This window comes from Eisenbergiella sp. OF01-20 (assembly GCF_003478085.1).
Taxonomy (GTDB): Bacteria; Bacillota; Clostridia; order Lachnospirales; family Lachnospiraceae; genus Eisenbergiella.
Genome location: NZ_QUES01000003.1, coordinates 176,754 through 194,267, shown reverse-complemented (window position 1 = coordinate 194,267; position 17,514 = coordinate 176,754). Strand labels below are relative to the sequence as shown.

Below are 17,514 nucleotides of genomic sequence, written 5' to 3'. Positions count from 1 at the left end.
TTCATCTACATTTTTACCCCCCCCCCGGTGCCGAAACGTAACGGTTTTCCGTCACACTGTCACTCCTTCTATGAAGTGGATTATACAATAGAAGGGATGTCTCAATTCGAATTTGAAAACAGAGTTGTGGATGTAGTTCCCGGCTCCCTTGTTTTTATCTCCCCCCTTACCATGCATTCTATTAAAAACGACAGTCGCAACAGCAATTTTATTCTGCAGTTTTCTCCCCGTCTGCTCTTAAATACCCTCAGCAGTATGGAAGAGCACTGTATTCTGGTACCGTCCGGCATTCTCCGGGAAAAAGGTTCCTTCCTTATCAACTCCGGCACTGCCATGGATAACATGATTCAGGAACTGATCGAAAATGTCCCGACTATTCTTTTACCTGTTCCGGAAAGTGAAGTACAACTTGCCGGTTATCCCTGTCAGCAGGAAATCAGGCTGAGCGCCGCCCTGCTTTCTCTGCTTTCCGCACTCCTGGATTCAGGGCTTCTCCGGATTGAAAATACCGAGCTTAACACCTCCCATCTTGCCAAAATGCAGATGTTGCTAAGCAGGCTGATCCGTCATCCCGAAGACAAACTCACTATGGAAGCTGCCGCCGCCCTTACCAACATGAGCTACTCTAATTTCTGCCGATCCTTTAAGAGTACAATCGGCTATTCCTATGTGGATTTCTGTAATGTGGTACGAATTCATCGTGCCCAGGAGCTTCTTCTGCATTCCCAAATGTCAGTTACCGAAATTTCCGAACTCCTTAACTTTGGTTCCATCAGTTATTTCAACAGGATTTTCAAAAAACATACCGGCTGTACCCCTCTCACCTATCGTTCTTCCCGTCGTTAATATTCCATACCGCCTTTTCTTTTTGGTTATTTTTACAGACAAAAGCAAAATAAGACTAAAATTAAGCAAAATAAATTGTAGATAATGTGTCCAAATATATTTATAGTAAAAATATGTTTTGGGCACTTTTCACAATTCCCAAAAATAACAGGTTATGCCGCCGGCTTCCAAAGTCAGTAATCTTGTTACGCCGTACGCATAAACACAAAGAAAAGGAGAGGATTTATTATGACAAGAGTATCTAAAAAGTTCCTGGCGGTGCTTTTATCTTCCGCTATGCTGGCCGCGATGACCGGATGCGCATCTTCCGCCACTGCCGATTCCAACAGTACTTCCGGCCCCGCCGCCGAATCTGCAGCCCCCGCCGAATCTGCGGACACAACAGCAGAGACTACCGCGGCGGCTTCCGGTTCCGAGCTTTCCGGTGATTTGGATATCTGGGCATGGGGTGCAGACGATGAGGCAAAGGCCAGAGAAGGGGCTATTGAAATCTTCATCAGCGAGCATCCTGAACTGAATATTACTTATACCATTATTCCTACGGCTGACAGTGTCTGGGATCAGAAAGCAGCCGCCGCGTTGTCCTCCGGCTCTGCAGGTGATGTCATGCAGATGAGTCCTGACTATTACGGAATGAATACGGAGTATTACATTGACCTTAATCCTTACGTAGAAGCAGACGGTGTGAATCTGGATGATGTCCTGGTTCCCGGCGTCATTGACGGTTATTATGATTCCGACGGAAAGCTGGAAGGCTTCCCTCTCCTGGCAAACTGCTTTGTAATGGCATATAACAAGGATATGTTTGATGCGGCAGGCGTTGCTTATCCTGAAGATGGCTGGACCATGGAAGATCTGTCTGACTGGGGACAGGCATTTGCTACGGGTGAAGGCGCCAATAAAACCTATGGACTTGTAAAACACTGGGTTATGAATAACGTTATGGTCTATGCCTGCGGCGGCACTCCCTACAGCGACGACCTTTCCACATCTCATATGGGTACTCCCGAAATTGTAGATGCGCTGACTCTGTATAAAAAGCTGATTGATACCGGTGTTATTCCCGATGATACGGCTCAGAAAACCATTCCTGCAGAAACACTTTTTGTCTCCGGGAAATCCGCTATGTATCCCTGCGGCGGTTTTGAAACAATTACCGTAACCAATGATGCCGATGAAAACGGTATCAATATCGGTTTCTGCAAGATGCCGAGTGATCAAAACGGCAAAGAAATCAATGTGCAGTATGCTACCGGCTGGGCTATTACCACCACCAGCAAAAACCCGGATGCAGGCTGGCAGTTCCTGAAGGAGTCCGCTTATGCAAACGATGAAATGGCAAAGCAGACGGCTATCTGCGGTATGCCTTCCAACAAAAAGGTAGCAGAAAGCTATTATGCAGACATTACCTTCAAGGGTGAAGGTCTGAATAACAGTTACTATGTTGAACATATGGGCAATACACATCTGAATCCGTTTGGAGGTACCCTCGCTTCTACCGGCAATATATGGACTACCATGGTGGAAGCTGTGCTTCTTGATAATCAGGAGCCTCAGGCGGTCGTTGACCAGTACGCTCCTCAGATTGAAAAAGAGTTTGCAGGTTATTCTTTCAATAAAAAGTAATTGAAGAATTCCTATGAGGATCTGTAAACATTTTTTTGCAGAGGGGGTTTTTCCTCCTCTGCAATTTTTAACTTAGATGCAAGATAACAAAACCAGGAGGAATACATGAAAGAAAAAAAGAAGAAAAAAATTTCCGGTATTCAAAAAAGAAACAACCTTAATTTTTACCTGTATATATCACCGTGGCTTATATTTTTTCTGGTTCTGACAGTCTATCCCATGATAAAATCCTTCGTTCTGGCCTTTACGGATTCCAGCTTTAACGGACAGGGTAATTTTATCGGCCTGGAAAATTTTGTACAGGCATTTACCATGGATCCACGGTTCTGGGCGGCATTTAAAAATACGATATGTTATGTATTAATGTATGTTCCGCTCAGTCTTATCCTGTCGTTCTTCCTGGGGTGGCTTTTAAGCCGTAATGTAAAATTCTTAGGGTTCTGGCGTACTATTTTTTACCTTCCCTATATCACGGCCGGTGTAGCGGTAACAATTCTCTGGGGATGGATTTTCAACGGCACCTATGGTGTTATCAATTATATCCTGTCCCTGTTTGGGATTCAGGGACCTAACTGGCTCGGTGACAAACGGCTGGCACTGGGTTGTATTGTAATTATGTGTCTGTGGTCTTTGGGAAACCAGATCCTGATAATGCTGGCAGGCATACAGGATATTCCCGACTCTTACTATGAAAGCGCCAAGATAGACGGAGCCGGCACTTTAAGGCAGGTTTTTGCCATTACGCTGCCGCTGTCCACTCCCACCATTTTCTTCAATCTGGTTATCGGCGTTATCTCCGCATTCCAGCTCTTTAACCAGCCTTACATCCTCACTCAGGGCGGTCCGGTTAATTCGACAGTTACCGTAGCCATGCTTATTTTCCAAAACGCATTCCAGTACGGTAAAATGGGCTATGCGTCCTGTATTGCATGGTGTCTGTTCATAGTCATTATGATTTTTACCAGCATTATCGAATTCACCCAAAATAAGTGGGTGTTCTATGATAACTAAAACGAAAGGAGAATGATTATGAGCAATCGCCGGCCTATGTCAAAAACAACAGCAAGACGCGTCAGTATGACTATTACATACATTATCCTCATCCTTTGCGCAATAATATGTATTTTTCCATTCTTCTGGATGCTGACCACCGCATTCAAATCAACAGCTGAGGCGTATCTGTTTCCGCCTACCTTCATTCCGAAAAAATGGCTTTTCTCCAATTTTACTAACGGACTGCAGGCAGCTGATTTTGCAACCTTTACCAAGAACACTGTTTTTCTGGTTATTATCAATACCGTGGCAACCGTGATTTCTTCGGCATTCGTTGCCTATGGGTTTGCCCGGTTTCCTGCTAACGGCTCAAAATTCTGGTACACCTGTCTGATGGCGACAATGATGCTGCCCTCTCAGGTTACCCTGATCCCCCAGTATCTGCTGTATTATAAAATGGGTATGGTGGATACCTATTGGCCGCTTATCATTCCTTCATTATTTGGCGGAGGCGCCTATAATATATTCCTGTACCGCCAATTCTTCCTGTCACTGCCCAAGGAGCTGAATGAAGCCGCCACCATTGACGGAGCCAGTTCATTCCAGACCTTTATATACATTATGATGCCCGCCGTCAAACCGGTTTCGATGTGTGTAGGCGTTATGTCCCTGGTATTTAATTGGAATGATTTCTATCAGCCGTTAATTTATCTGAACTCCACCAAAAAATTTACGGTTGCCATTGGGCTTCAATTCCTGAACTCCTCCATGGGAACCACGAAAATCGGTCAGATGATGGCTGTTGCCGTAGTTATGACACTTCCGGTTTTGTTGATCTTCTTTGTCTGTCAAAAATATTTTGTACAGGGAATTAAGATGCAGGGAATCAAAGGATAATTTCTCAAACGCATAAAAAAGCAAATCGCTGGTTCCGCCGGCGATTTGCTTTTTCCTTTTCTTTTTTCGGCGCTGTAGACTTGTAAACACTTATTACAATAACATTTTAATGAAAATGCCGGGGAAATTTGGTATATTAAGCTTAAATCATAAATACAGCTATCAATTTAATGGGAAAAGACGGATGAGAATATTCCATGGAAGCAATGTTATTGTGAACGATCCAAAAATTATAGTAATCGTTGAAGGGCCTATGGCAGATGATACCATTTGTGAATATAAAATCACTTTCCACAATTACATTTGAAGGGAGCTATCAGCTATGACGAACCACTTCTTCTCTGATGAAGAGATTACCAGGAATGATTTGTATTTTATTTGCTATATGATAGAGCGGGTCGCCCGGAAATTACATCAAAGAAATAAATATGTTGTAAACGCAATTGATAAGAAAGAGTGGACGAGGCTGATCAGCCTCGCTAATGTGTTACATTGTGAAAACCCGCTGAAAATAGAGGACCAGTGGATTGACGAGTACTCGCTGGAGTCAGGCTCTTTTGATATTACAGAAGTGGATAAAGAACTGGCAGAGAGTATTCCGTCAGAGACTCAAATGGGGAAAGTATATATGCGCCTGATACTGGATACCTTATTGCCGGGAGAAAACTACGTAGAAGGCTTGATCAGAGTGTATAATGATCCGATTAGTGAAGTAATCGATAATTATAACTCAAGTGCATTCTATGAGCCGTCCTATGTAATAGCCAGGGCCTATAATGAAGGAGGCTTTTAGGGAAACGCAGGCACGGCCCGGATGATAAGCCAATGGCTTCAACCCCCGGCGGATACGGGGATTGAAGCCAGAACCTGAGACTCCAGTGAGACTTCTATTCGATTTTTCCATCCAGAAACGCGTTGAGGATATTCTGCGGTGCATCATAATAGAAGCTGCTGTTATAATCCTGGATTTTATCCGTAACAAACGAATGATATGCCTCAAAAAGGGAATCCATTACGGACAGCCCTTTTTCTCTTGAAATACCAAGAATAAGCCGTTTATAAATCTTTCCTATATCCCAGTGACTGGGAACAGCGTATTTGGCATCAGATACATTATCAAAAGTACCTTCCTTCAATCCGCTTTTTTCGATAAACGAATCGCTGACTGTTTCGATATTATCACTGTGATAAACATCCGCTAAATCATATATTTTTTCGATGGAAGCCCTGCCCAGTACATCTACCGTATCCGATCTCTTATTTTTTGTTTTTCTTGCAATGTATTCAATCAGGCTGCATGTAAAAAACAAATCATTCTCTTTCTGTTCTTCCCTTCCTGTCATTTCACTACCGCCCTCTCCGGTTACGAATTCGAGACACTTCAGGCTTTCGGCGGAACAAAAGTAATGTTCCTATCATATCTCCTGTAAAGCCTCCCCTCCCAGCCGGTGAGATCCGTTTCCCCTGCGCCGGTTCCAGCTCCATGGGCGGCGAAGCCCGCCGCTTCTTCTTTTCTTTCCTCCCGTACTTCCCCGGCCTTTTGCTGCCGGATCCATACGTTCATTTTGCCTTTTCCCCGGTTATTCCACAAATAATAAGGGAGCGCCCGGAATTTCCCGCCTTCTGCGGTTTCGCCTTCTATGATCGAGATGCCACCGAACAGGGCGGAGTCCGTTATCTTCAGCTCCCCTTCTCCCAGCAAAACATCCGTCCCCAGCGGATTATCCGTTTCCTCCAGGCAGTACAGAAGCGGGCCTCTCTGAAGGGCTACCCTTCCCGCATCCGCCGTTACGAACGGATGCGCTTCTACCTTGACCGCCGGCAGCTCCATAGAGATCTGTACCACATCGGCATCCTGCCACTCTCTTTCTATCAGAAAATATCCTTTTTCCAAAGGCCAGTCTGCCAATTCGTCGTTCACCAATACCGTCATTTCCCCGGACCAGGCGGGACGGCGCACTGCCAGAATAAATGATGCCTTCTCCTGCGGATGAAGGACAATACGGTTCGTACCTTTCCAGGGCAGCCCGCACGCTGTCTGCTCCACAGCAAGTTCCAGGCGGCTGCCGTCCCTGCCTTCCATGGTACCCTCGTAACGGCTGCCCATATGAAGGTTTACATACACTCTGCCTTTGGAAAAGCCATAAATATAATCCTGCAGGCAGCCCATGATTTTCAGGAACATAGGCGGACAGCAGGGGCATCCGTGCCAGGACCAGCGTTCCGTCTCTCCATCGCTGATAAGCGGATTTTCATAAAAATAGCGGGTACCGTCCTCGGACAGACACGGAAGCACATTATTCATCACCGCACATTCCAGCACATCCATATATTTTCCGTCCCCGAAAGCCCGGTGCATCTCCCCTGCCCAGAATGCAAGCGCCGCGCCCGCACAGGTTTCCAGGTATGCATCATTGGGCAGATCATACTGGTAGCCGAACCGTTCCTCATTATGGACGGCCCCGATACCTCCGCTGATATGCAGCTTGGTATGCTCCATATTATCCCACAGCCTGACAGCGGCCCGGAGGTAACTGTTATCCGCTTCCTCCGTCTCAATCCCCAGCGCCGTAAGGCCGGTATACATCAATGCCGCCCGGACGGCATGGCCCACCACCTCCGACTGCTCCGTAATCCGGCAGTGATCCTGGGAATATTCTCCCATATAATGAGGCATGGAATACCGGTCATGATGCACGCCTCTGTGATCCATCCAGAATTTCACCAGCCGGTAATACCGCTCTGGCTGCACACAGATCCCGTATTCCTGTTCCATGTCACCGGAAAGCCCCGGTTCCTCCCGGAAAAGGCAATACAGTTTTATCACCGCTTCCTCTGCCAGGGAATGGGCCGGCACGATATTTTTGCCGGGATAGCCGGGAGTGCCGGGATCCGGAACCATCACGTTGCACATACCGTTCACCGCTTTTACGGCGCAGCTTAACAGGCGCTTCTTTCCGGTGGCTCTGTAATAATGGATCCCCGCCTCCGTAAGACAGCCGATATTATAGGTTTCATGCTGCCATATCAGGCTTCCGCCGTTACCGCCCCATCTTTTGCCGGGGCAGATCAGAGTGGTATAGGTATTGATGTATCCGTCCGGATCCTTTTCCTGGGCCGCCGCGATAATCTCCGCATAGGCTTCTATTTTCTTATCCAGCTTCTCATCGAAATTCACAGCGATAATATCGCTGATACCCCGGATCACTTCACAGATCAGCCCGTCATACCAGGGCGGCCCCACATGGCGGCCGCCTTTTCCTTCGATGACCCACTCGTAATTTTTCATGATGCCTTCTTCATGATCCTTTTCAAACTTCTCCAAAACATCCCAGACCGTTACTTGATGGATTTTGTAAAGCTGTCCGGCCCAGAAGCCCTCCGTCATCTTTACCTGCCTGTGGGCAGGCCGTTCCACTGCTATGTTACTCATTTCCCACTCCTCCTGCTGTTTGGCAACCGTCCGGACTTGCCTGAACCGTTACCTTGTTTTTACAGTAACCATTTACCCCTTAATACCTGTTGTTGCAATGCCTTCCAAAATATGCTTCTGTCCGAAAAAGAAGACGATGACGGCAGGCGTCAGCACAAGTACGGAAGCCGCCATAAGAAGATGCCACTGCGCACCGTAGCTTCCCTGGAAAAGCTGTAACCCCAGGGACAGCGTATATTTCTTCTCTTCATTCAGATAAATCAAAGGACCCATAAAATCATTCCAGCTGCCAAGGAAAGAAAAAATGCCTACCACCACCATGGCTGATTTGGACAGCGGAAGGATGATTTTCCAGTAGACCCTGAAGTAGGATGCCCCGTCCACATAGGCCGCCTCGTCCAGCTCCCTGGGGATGCTCAGGAAAAACTGGCGGAACAGGAAAATATTATAAACACTTCCGCCGAACCAGATAGGGACAGCCAATGGAACCAGGGAATTGGTAAAACCCAGCCTGGACCACATGACAAACGTAGGTATCATTGTCACGATGGAAGGCATCATAAGGCTGGTCAGTACGAGCATGAACACCTTATCCCTGCCCGGCCAGCGCAGCCTGGAAAAGCTGAAAGCACAAAGGGAGGCGGCGAGTATGGATCCTGCTACATTTGAAATTACCACAATAAGGGTATTCAGTAAATACCGGAAATAGGGCATGACCTCCAGGGCATCCTGATAATTGGTAAAAACCACGGGATCCGGTATCATAATAGGCGGCATGACAAATATCTGTGCCATATCCATAAACGAGCTTCGCAGCATCCAGTAAAAGGGAAAAAGGCAAATCAGTGATCCCGCCGTCAGGAACAGGTAAAGGACCGCCTTTCCCCATCTCTTTTTCTGCTTCATTTATTCTTCACCTCCCCTTCATAAAACACCCACATCGCTGAAGATTTGAATACCAGCATCGTCATGATGAGGATGATGAGGAACAGGATCCATCCCAGCGCGGAGGCATTTCCCAGGTTCCCATACTGGAAAGCCTCTTTGTACATATAATATACATAAAACAGCGTGGAATTGTTCGGCCCGCCGCTGGTCATGATATAAGCCTGGCTGAATACCTGGAAGCTCCCGATAAAGCTCATGATCAGATTGAAAAAAATAGTGGGGGAGACCATAGGAAGCGTTACACTTTTCAGCTTATGGAACCAGTTTCCCCCGTCCACTTCCACGGATTCATATAATTCCTTCGGGACATTCTGCAGCCCCGCCAGGAATATTACCACGGTCCCGCCCACCGTCCACAGGCTCATCAGCGCCAGGGAGGGGATTACTGTTTTTTCATCATAAATCCACCGGCTGACGGGGAGGTGAAGGACATGTAATATGGCATTCAGGATTCCCGTATCCGGATCGAACATCATCATCCAGACAATGGAGGACGCCACGGCCGGCACGATGGTCGGCAGATAGAAAATAGTACGGAACAGGGATCTCCCTTTGATATTGGCATTCAGCACCAGCGCAATGCTGAAGGCGAACAGAATCTGGAGCGGTACGCTCAAAAGTACATAATAGGCCGTAACCCCCAGCGATTTATAAAAATAAATATCCGTCCCGTCAAACAGATGTTTAAAATTCTCCATTCCCACAAAATGCGTTTCCGCCCCGATTACATTGTAATCCGTCACACTCAGCACCAGACTTATCACCAGGGGAGAAAGCACAAAAATAAGAAAACCGAGCATAACCGGCAAGGCGAACAGAATGCCGAAAAACGCTTCCTTTCTCCTTCTCTTTGTCATACGGCAAACTCCTTTCTTGTAAAACAGCCGGGAAAACCCGGCTGTTTTATGGTTAAGGTCTGGGGTATTTCCCCTGCACCTGTGCGTTCATCTGTTCCTCAACGGAAGCAATGGCTTCCTCCACCGTCATTTCACCCAGCCAGACCTTATCCAGCTTGGGATTCAGGACATCCATAATTTTGGGGAAATTCTTTATGGAATAGGTCAGTGCAGGCTCCCCGTTCTTAAATCCGTTGTTCATAATGGCATCCACATAGCCTTCGGGATGTGCCGGATTGTTTCTTGCCCAACGGTCGATGAGCGCTTCCTCCTCATACCACTCCCTGAGAACGGGCATCCACAGGCCGGTTTCGATCAGCTCCATGGTATATTCCGTATTCATGAACGCCTTCTGCAGCTCCCAGGCTTCCTTGGGATGCTGGGTTGTTTCAAAGACCACCACCGGCTCACCCATGGCAATGGTCATGGGCTTATCATACATTTTGGGCGGGATTCCCACACCGAAATTCACTTTATTTGCCGATATTTCCTGGAGTGCCCACTGTCCGTCCCATACCATAGCCACCTTCCTGGATGCCAGGGCGGTAGCTCCTCCCGGCAGATTTTTGGACTGGACCGGTGAAGGCGCCACATGGTATCTGGTGATTAAGTCGGCAAAGTTCTGCATGGCCTCCGCCCCTTTTGTGTCCAGCAGATTCACTGCGGTTCCATCCTCATTCAGGAAATCCTGTCCGCAGTAAGCCATGGCATAGCTCACCATATTGGCCCCGCTGGGTGCGAAAAGCCCGAACTGCTTGATATTTTTCGGATCAAAATCCGGATCCTTGGCATTTCTTCCCTGATTGTCAATGGTAAGCGTCCGGCATACATCCAGGAACTCTTCCCAGGTCCATGCCTCTTCTTCTGTGGAAGGTACCGTAATGCCTGCCTCCTCAAACACATCCTTGTTATAAAAAAGGCCGAATATTTCCAGGGAACCGTTGACACCGCATGCTTTTCCGTCATCCCACCAGTAAACGACCTGGGAGAGGATATCTTCTATATTAATATCCGGGTCATCGGCTGCAAAATCCATCATATTTTTCAGTTTCCCCTCGGATGCCCACTGCAGCGCGGTATCCCCGTTCAGCAGCGCCACATCCGGCCCCTGGTTGGCGGCGATCATGGTGGTCAGCTTGGTATTATAATCCGTGGGAATATGGATGTATTCCACCTCCACATTGGGATGTGTCTTTTCAAACTGATCGATAACGTTCTGGGTTGTTTTCTTTTCCTGGGGACCGCCCCAGCCGGTATAGCGGAGGACAATTTTCTCGCCGCTGTCCGCGGATTCCGGGGACTGGGCCTCCTGCGCTTCTCCTCCCGAAGCTTCCTGCAATTTTCTATCCGCCTCTCCTGCCGTGGGTTCCTTTCCCCCGCAGCCTTGTATGCCAAATAGCAGCACCGATGCCAACAGACAAGCTATTATTTTTTTCTTCATTTCATACCTCCCGGTTTTCTAAAGCTTACTGATAAGTAACCCGGGATTTTATGCGGCCGCTTTCCATCCCTGTTATGGTCTTATTATAGCTTTCATCGGGAAGCCGGGATATTCTAACATTTTAAGCTGGTGGACAATTTTAGGATCAGGGGCGGACGGTGCCTTTCTTTTTATCTGTCCCCTTCCGGATCCGGCAGCGGAATACGAATCCGGATACAGGTCCCTTCCCCCGGCCGGGTCTCAATCTGCATACACCCCTTTTCCCCATATAAAAGCTGGATACGCCGCCGCGTATTTTCCAGGCCGATACGGTGGTAATCCCCCTGCATGGCTTTTTCTATCTCTTCCCCGCTCATCCCCCGGCCGTTATCCTCCACTTCCAAAAGGATCGCATCAGTTTCAATGGTGCCGCGTATCCACAGAAGCCCCCCGTTTTTCATATCCCGGAAGCCATGGACCACCGCGTTTTCCACCAGCGGCTGGAGCAGGAGCTTTGGTACGCTGTACTGTCCCAGTTCTCCGTCCACCTCATAAACCACCTGGAATTTTCCTTCGAAACGCATTTCCATAATGTGCAGGTAATTCTGCAGCCACAGATATTCCTCACGAAAGGCCGCCAGCTCCTGCTTGTTCCGGAAGGTATACTGCAGCATGTCGGAAAGACAGAGGAGCATCCTGCTGATTTCCTCTTTCCCTTCCTCCAGAGCCATCATATTGATAATATTCAGCGTGTTATACAGAAAATGCGGATTCATCTGCAGATTCAGCGCCATGATTTCCGACTCTCTGTTGCGGATCTCACTCTCATAATTTTCTTCTATGAGAATCCGGATCTGTTCACTCATATCATTATATTTTTCCGTCAGATATTGAAGCTCATCCATCCCGCTGGTTGCCAGCCTCACACTGAAATCCCCTTTTCCCACCTGCTTCATGGCTCCTACCAGCTTTTCGACGGGAAGCGTTATTTTGCGGGCAAAGATTTTGGAAACGAGCATAGCGAGAAGGAAAATAAGAATACACAGAAAAACCGTGAGCGTCTGGAGGCTGACCACATTATGTACCAGGGCCTTTACCGGCGTTATGGAGGCGAATACCCAGCCGGTCACCTGGGATACCTCATAACAGACCAGTACCTTCTCCCCCTGGTACTGCAGAAGCATGCTGCCGGTCTTATCCGTGATATGCCAAAGCCAGGGAAGCTCCTGTGTGGTGCCCGCTTTGGCGGCATCGGAATGGGAAACAATTTCCCCTTTCGGGGAGGAAATGCAGAACTGGGAATCGTCAACGGAATTGCTGGCTTCAAACATTTCCCGGATCAGGTTATCCCGGAAGCTGATGACCAGCACCGCGTTGAAATCCTCCGAAAGCGCCCTGGTTTCCGACGGCTTTTCCGGATCAATAAACGTAGGGTTCAGGGGCTGTATCATGGAATAGACCGTGGGGTTTTCCACGGCATAATCCAGACCGAAGGTATCCTGCACCACATAGGTGGGCACCCACTGCGCTTCCCCTCTGCGTTCCCGCAGGCTTTCCCACAGCGTGGAGGAGAAAAAGTTGGCAACCGGCACCTTCAGCTGGGAATTATCGCCGAAAATAAATTTCTCCGTCATGATTGTGGTGGTGACGATATCCTCATCCACAAAATATTTCTGCAGGATGGCCTGGATTTTCTTATCCTTGACAAGCAGCTCCGAATCCGGCACCGTATCCACATCACTCAACAGCCGGTACATATCGGCATCCACGTTGAGATTTACCGCGCTTTCCTGAATGTATCCCATCTGCCTGTCAATCAGCTGGGTGTTTTTCACCACCACATCCAGAATGTTTTTCTTGGCGATATCTATGATGCTGTGATAGGACACCCAATAATAAGCGATGCCGATAATCAGGGAAGGGATCAGAATCAGAAAAATAAAGCACAGTCTCAGCTTATTCTGCAGATTCAGGCTGTTGAAACAGGTTCTCAGCTTATTCATCCGTTTCTCTCCTTAATTTCATAAGTTCATCCCGGAACTGCATGGGCGTGATGCCGTTCTCCCTCTTAAATACCCGGTTGAAATACTTGACGTCCTCATAGCCCGTTTTCCGGGCAATTTCATATATCCTGCAGTCTGTCTCCTGAAGCATGGCCCTGGCCTTTTTCATGCGTACCTCAATCAGGTTCCTGGAAAAGCTGTCCCCCGTGGTTTCTTTTACCAGGTTGCTGAAATAGGTAGGGGTCAGCTGGAATACCGCCGAAATCTCCTCCAGAGGGATATCTTTTTCATAGTGCTGTTCAATATACGCCCGGAAACGCTCCGCAAAGCCGTTGTTTTTATCCTGCTTTTTTTCCTCCGTCCCGGTGACCAGCAGCTTCAGCGCACCGTAAAGCTTGTTCCGGAAAGTCTCTATGCTTTTGTCTCCGCCTTCCTGCTGCCAGAACCGTTCGAATGCCTCTTCCAGATGGAAATACAGGGAGATATGCCTAAGCAGGCTCTGCAGGCCGCTTCTAAACCGGGCAGGCTCCGGATATCCGCTGTCCAGGCACCGTTCCATAATCCGGTCCGCCAGGCGGCATGCCAGCGTTAGGTCCATATTTTTAACCGCATCCTTCAGCGCTTCCTCCTCCGCCAGCCCTATACCGAACTCCCCAGTCCGGCGGGGCAGGATAAAACCGGCAGACAGCCTGTCGGCTTCGGGAAAATAGAATCGGTAATCCATCACCATCACCGCACTTTTGTAACATTCCTCTATCTGCAGGAAAAGATCGGCCGCCGGTTCCCCCAGAACGATCCATAGCTTCCGGTCCCCGCCGGAAAAAGAAGGAAAGGATTCCGGAAGCGCTGCCCGCTCCAGCAGGGCCGCCGCATCCGCTCCCTCTCTCTTTTCCGTGACCACTGTGACCATGGTGTCCGGGAGCACATGGCTGAAAAAAGACAGGGAATGGCAGGTGATCTGCAGCAGTTCCTTCATCCACCACTTCAACTGGTATTTCGCCTCTTCCAGTTCTTCTTTCCCCACCGTGCTGCCCCATTCCTGAAGCCCCTGCAGCCGGGTTATAATGACATTTCCCGGTTTGCCGCAGGGAATGATTTTTTCCATTTCCTTTTTGTCCGCAGGGGATAATCTGCCATAAACCCACTGGTTGAGCTGCTGCTCCATATAGGCGGGCAGGGTTATGTCCAGCTGTTTGCGCATTTCATCCTTCTGGCTGGCAAGAAGCCGTTCCTCACGGATTGCCCGGAATGCTTTTTCCAGAACCGCACGCATACGATCCGGATTCAGCGGCTTGAGCAGATAGTCCAGCGCTCCCAGAGTCAGCGCTTTCCTTGCATATTCAAATTCTGCATACCCGGTCAGCAGGATTACCTTAATCCCCGTTTTTTCCTTTTCCGCCTCTTCCATGAACCGAAGCCCGTCCATCTCAGGCATGCAGATATCGGTTATGATAATATCCGCCCCTTCCCTGTGAAGGAACTCCAGCGCCTCCGCAGCCGCCGTAAATGCCCATACCATGGCCTCCTCCCGGAATTCCCTATGCAGAATATTTTTAAGTCCCTTACACTGGCGTACTTCATCATCGACTACTACTATCCTCCACATGGACTGCCCTCCCCGCCTTGTTCACATTTTTTTCAGTGTAGCACAGTTATTCCGGGATTTCCATACGCTTCCCTTTCCGGGCGGCCATACCGGATCCCGCTTTGGTAACGGTTCAGACTTGTCTGAACCGTTACCCCGTTTTGAGGAACTGCGTCAGCTATAAAAAAAGAAAGCATCAAAAGGTGTTTTTCTCCTTCTGACGCTTTCTTTGTAACAGGCTTTACCCGGATTTTATTTTTCCAGACCTTCCAGATAAGCCGTAAACTGGGCTATAAATTCTTCCCTTATTTTCTCAAGGCCGGCAGTCTCACATTTACTGTTCAGCTCCGCAAGTGTCCCTTCCACATCTTCCACAAGTCCCAGCTCCAGCAGAGGCACATACTGGGAGCAGGCTTCGTTCATTGCAGCCAGTTCGCTTTTTACGGAGGAATCATCAAAAATGAAGCCGCTTGTCACCTCGGAAATGGCATCCCCCATTAATTCCTGGCGGATTGCGCTCTGGGTTGTTCCCGCTTCTCCCAGGATACGTTCCAGCGCATCGTTTTTAAGTCCCCAGGAAACAGGCGCATTCCCCACGGCATAGTTGGCCTGATCCGCACCCAGCGTATAGGTGGTGTCGCTGGTGGCATTGTAGGTGGAGCCTTCGATGCCGTATCTGCAGATGTCATAGCATTCCTTATCAAACTTCAGCACATCCAGCACCATAAGCGCACGCTCCGTGTTTTCGGAAACGGCCGGAATTGCAAATCCATCCCCTGTATAAACTCCCTTTACATGGACTACCCCCGGCGTTACATTGACCAGCTCGGCTTTCCATTCCGGATGCTCGGAATCCACAACATTTTTTGCAGATTCACAGGTATCCAGATTCCAGAAAAGAGCGGCGCTTGTCCCGTTTTGGAAGGCATCCAGAGGAGAGGTGGTATTGGAAACCGCATTTTTGGACCAGAAGCCCTTATCCGCCCAGCTCTTAACCAGCTTGCAGTATTCCAGATACTCATCGGTGCCGTACTGCCATACCACATCATCTGCGGTGGGATTTTCCCCTTTATAGAAATAGCCGAAATATTTACCGCTTCCCACGCTCATGGGAACCAGATTGTTCCTGCTCTGGAACAGGTTCATGGACATTTCCACCGCGTCCCCTGCTGCCGCGTAAGGATATATGCCTTCTTCCTTTTCTGCCACTGCGGTAAAATATTCTTCCAGCTTTTCGACGCTGTCGATTTTATCCATTCCGTATTTTTCACGAAGATCGCCCCGGATCAGCACAGGCATTGCATTATTCACATAAGGGCTGTTTTTGGGTATCATATAGCATTTGCCGTTAATTTTTGCCTGCTCAAATGCCATGCTGTCCTGGCCCTGCGTTGTCTGAGGCATATATTTGCCCAGCAGATCATCGGTTATTTCCATAAAGGCGCCCTTCGTGGCTTCTTCATAGTAAAAGGCCCAGGTTGATGTGTAAATAATGTCAATATTTTCGCCGCTTGCAAGGAGCAGGGAATATTTCTGTGAGTAATCACTGAGTGCTATATAGCTGATATCCAGCGTACAGTTGAGTTTTTCTTCCAGCTTTTCGTTTAAAGCCGCTTCCACCTCATCGGCAATGACGGGTTCGTCGCCGATAACATACATAACCAGCTCTTTGTGCTCCGAGATATCGTTTCCGCCATATTCCTGTGCGGTTTCCCCGCCGGCCTGTGTGTTTTCCCCTGCCGCACCGGCGCTTTCCGATGCCGGCCGGCTGCCTTCCGGCGTCCCGGCTGCGGTATCCTTACCGCATGCTGTAAAAATACAGGTACTAAACATCATGATACCTAACAGTACCCCCAACACTTTCTTTTTCATTCTCATTACTCCTTTCATGTATCACACGAATCTGCCTTATCCTTTGACAGATCCTAAGGTTAACCCTTTTACAAAGTATTTCTGGACGAACGGATACACCAGTATGATTGGGCCGGTAGCCACAATCGTAAGTGCCATTTTCGTGGATTCAATAGGCATGGAGCTTACGGAAATGGCCGACTGGCTGGCTATCTCCCGGAGGGCCTTGATACTGCCCATCAGCTGGTACAGCAGATACTGCAGATCGAACAGCTCCTTTTTATCTATAAAAAGCATACACATATACCAGTCATTCCAGTAGGCCAGTGCCGTAAACAATCCGATTGTGGCAACCACCGGTTTGGACAGGGGCAGAATCAGTTTTACAAAAATACGGAAATCTCCTGCCCCGTCAATCTTTGCGGATTCCGTAATTTCACCGGGTATCCCTCCCATAAACCCTTTCACCAGGATGATGTTCCACACCGAAACAATCGTGGGGATAATCAGCGCCCATATGGTATTTTTCAAATGAAGGGTTTTCACACACAGGATGTACCAGGGGACAAGCCCGCCGGAAAAGAGGGTTGTGAAGAAAAAGTAAAAGGAAAACAGGTTCCTCCATTTAAAATCCTTTCTCTGAAGCACATACCCCGTCATGGCGTTTACAAAAACGCTCAAAGCCGTCCCGACAATTGTTACAAACGCCGTCACCCCGTATGCCCGCAGGATTTTGGCAGGATTCTTGAAAATCAGTTCATAAGCCGATGTGGAAAATTCCTGCGGCCATAAAACATAACCGTTTTTTATAATGTAGCTTTCGCTGGTGAACGAGGAAGCGATTATAAGAAAAAACGGAATAATGCATACAAGCCCAAACAGGCACAGCAGCGGATACCCCACCGCCTTGAAGCACAGAGTATCCCCATGCCCGCTTTTTTGATTTATTCTCCGCATATCCATTCCTCTTTTCTGTGTACTGTCAAATCACGTTGTCTTCCGCCCTCTGCCAAAAG

14 protein-coding genes are annotated in these 17,514 nt (G+C 48.4%); 5 read left to right on the top strand and 9 right to left on the bottom strand.

The features are described 5' to 3' along the window. The first annotated feature begins 27 nt into the window (after positions 1–27). From DXA36_RS06280 to DXA36_RS06260, 5 genes are all read left to right on the top strand, one after another. Complete coding sequence (locus DXA36_RS06280) at positions 28–846, top strand: AraC family transcriptional regulator (protein ID WP_118677426.1); 819 nt, start codon at positions 28–30, stop codon at positions 844–846. A 228-nt stretch (positions 847–1,074) separates the two neighbouring features. Then, a complete protein-coding gene (locus DXA36_RS06275) occupies positions 1,075–2,472 on the top strand; it encodes an extracellular solute-binding protein (RefSeq protein WP_118677424.1) in 1,398 nt (465 codons plus the stop codon). Between the two features lie 105 nt (positions 2,473–2,577). After that, positions 2,578–3,483, top strand: a complete 906-nt coding sequence (locus DXA36_RS06270; RefSeq protein ID WP_118677422.1) for a carbohydrate ABC transporter permease — start codon at positions 2,578–2,580, stop codon at positions 3,481–3,483. An 18-nt stretch (positions 3,484–3,501) separates the two neighbouring features. Continuing rightward, a complete protein-coding gene (locus tag DXA36_RS06265; protein WP_118677420.1) occupies positions 3,502–4,362 on the top strand; it encodes a carbohydrate ABC transporter permease in 861 nt (286 codons plus the stop codon). Positions 4,363–4,684: 322 nt separating this feature from the next. Further along, the gene (locus DXA36_RS06260; RefSeq protein WP_118677418.1) at positions 4,685–5,155 is read left to right on the top strand and encodes a hypothetical protein; all 471 of its coding nucleotides are present in this window, start codon (positions 4,685–4,687) and stop codon (positions 5,153–5,155) included. A 94-nt stretch (positions 5,156–5,249) separates the two neighbouring features. Here DXA36_RS06260 and DXA36_RS06255 read toward each other — a convergent pair whose 3' ends face one another. The 9 genes from DXA36_RS06255 to DXA36_RS06215 form a co-directional block, all read right to left on the bottom strand. Further along, positions 5,250–5,705, bottom strand: coding sequence for a hypothetical protein (locus DXA36_RS06255; RefSeq protein ID WP_118677416.1), 456 nt, complete (start codon positions 5,703–5,705; stop codon positions 5,250–5,252). A 38-nt stretch (positions 5,706–5,743) separates the two neighbouring features. Beyond that, positions 5,744–7,795 (bottom strand): glycoside hydrolase family 127 protein, encoded by a 2,052-nt coding sequence (locus tag DXA36_RS06250; RefSeq protein WP_118677414.1) that lies wholly within the window; start codon positions 7,793–7,795, stop codon positions 5,744–5,746. Positions 7,796–7,867: 72 nt separating this feature from the next. Beyond that, the gene (locus DXA36_RS06245; protein ID WP_118677412.1) at positions 7,868–8,701 is read right to left on the bottom strand and encodes a carbohydrate ABC transporter permease; all 834 of its coding nucleotides are present in this window, start codon (positions 8,699–8,701) and stop codon (positions 7,868–7,870) included. Then, a complete protein-coding gene (locus DXA36_RS06240) occupies positions 8,698–9,600 on the bottom strand; it encodes a carbohydrate ABC transporter permease (protein ID WP_118677410.1) in 903 nt (300 codons plus the stop codon). Before DXA36_RS06240 ends, DXA36_RS06245 begins: the two co-directional genes overlap by 4 nt. A 52-nt stretch (positions 9,601–9,652) precedes the next feature. Continuing rightward, the gene (locus DXA36_RS06235; protein ID WP_118677408.1) at positions 9,653–11,080 is read right to left on the bottom strand and encodes an ABC transporter substrate-binding protein; all 1,428 of its coding nucleotides are present in this window, start codon (positions 11,078–11,080) and stop codon (positions 9,653–9,655) included. 170 nt (positions 11,081–11,250) lie between these two features. After that, complete coding sequence (locus DXA36_RS06230) at positions 11,251–13,062, bottom strand: sensor histidine kinase (RefSeq protein WP_118677406.1); 1,812 nt, start codon at positions 13,060–13,062, stop codon at positions 11,251–11,253. Next, positions 13,055–14,668: a response regulator transcription factor gene (locus DXA36_RS06225; protein ID WP_118677404.1), complete on the bottom strand. Its 1,614-nt coding sequence runs from the start codon at positions 14,666–14,668 to the stop codon at positions 13,055–13,057. The genes DXA36_RS06230 and DXA36_RS06225 overlap by 8 nt, the downstream gene beginning before the upstream one ends. Before the next feature lie 231 nt (positions 14,669–14,899). Further along, positions 14,900–16,519, bottom strand: a complete 1,620-nt coding sequence (locus DXA36_RS06220) for an ABC transporter substrate-binding protein (RefSeq protein WP_182478958.1) — start codon at positions 16,517–16,519, stop codon at positions 14,900–14,902. Between the two features lie 36 nt (positions 16,520–16,555). After that, positions 16,556–17,455 carry a carbohydrate ABC transporter permease gene (locus DXA36_RS06215; RefSeq protein ID WP_118677400.1) on the bottom strand — a complete coding sequence of 300 codons (900 nt, stop codon included), beginning with the start codon at positions 17,453–17,455 and terminating at the stop codon, positions 16,556–16,558. Positions 17,456–17,514: the final 59 nt, after the last annotated feature.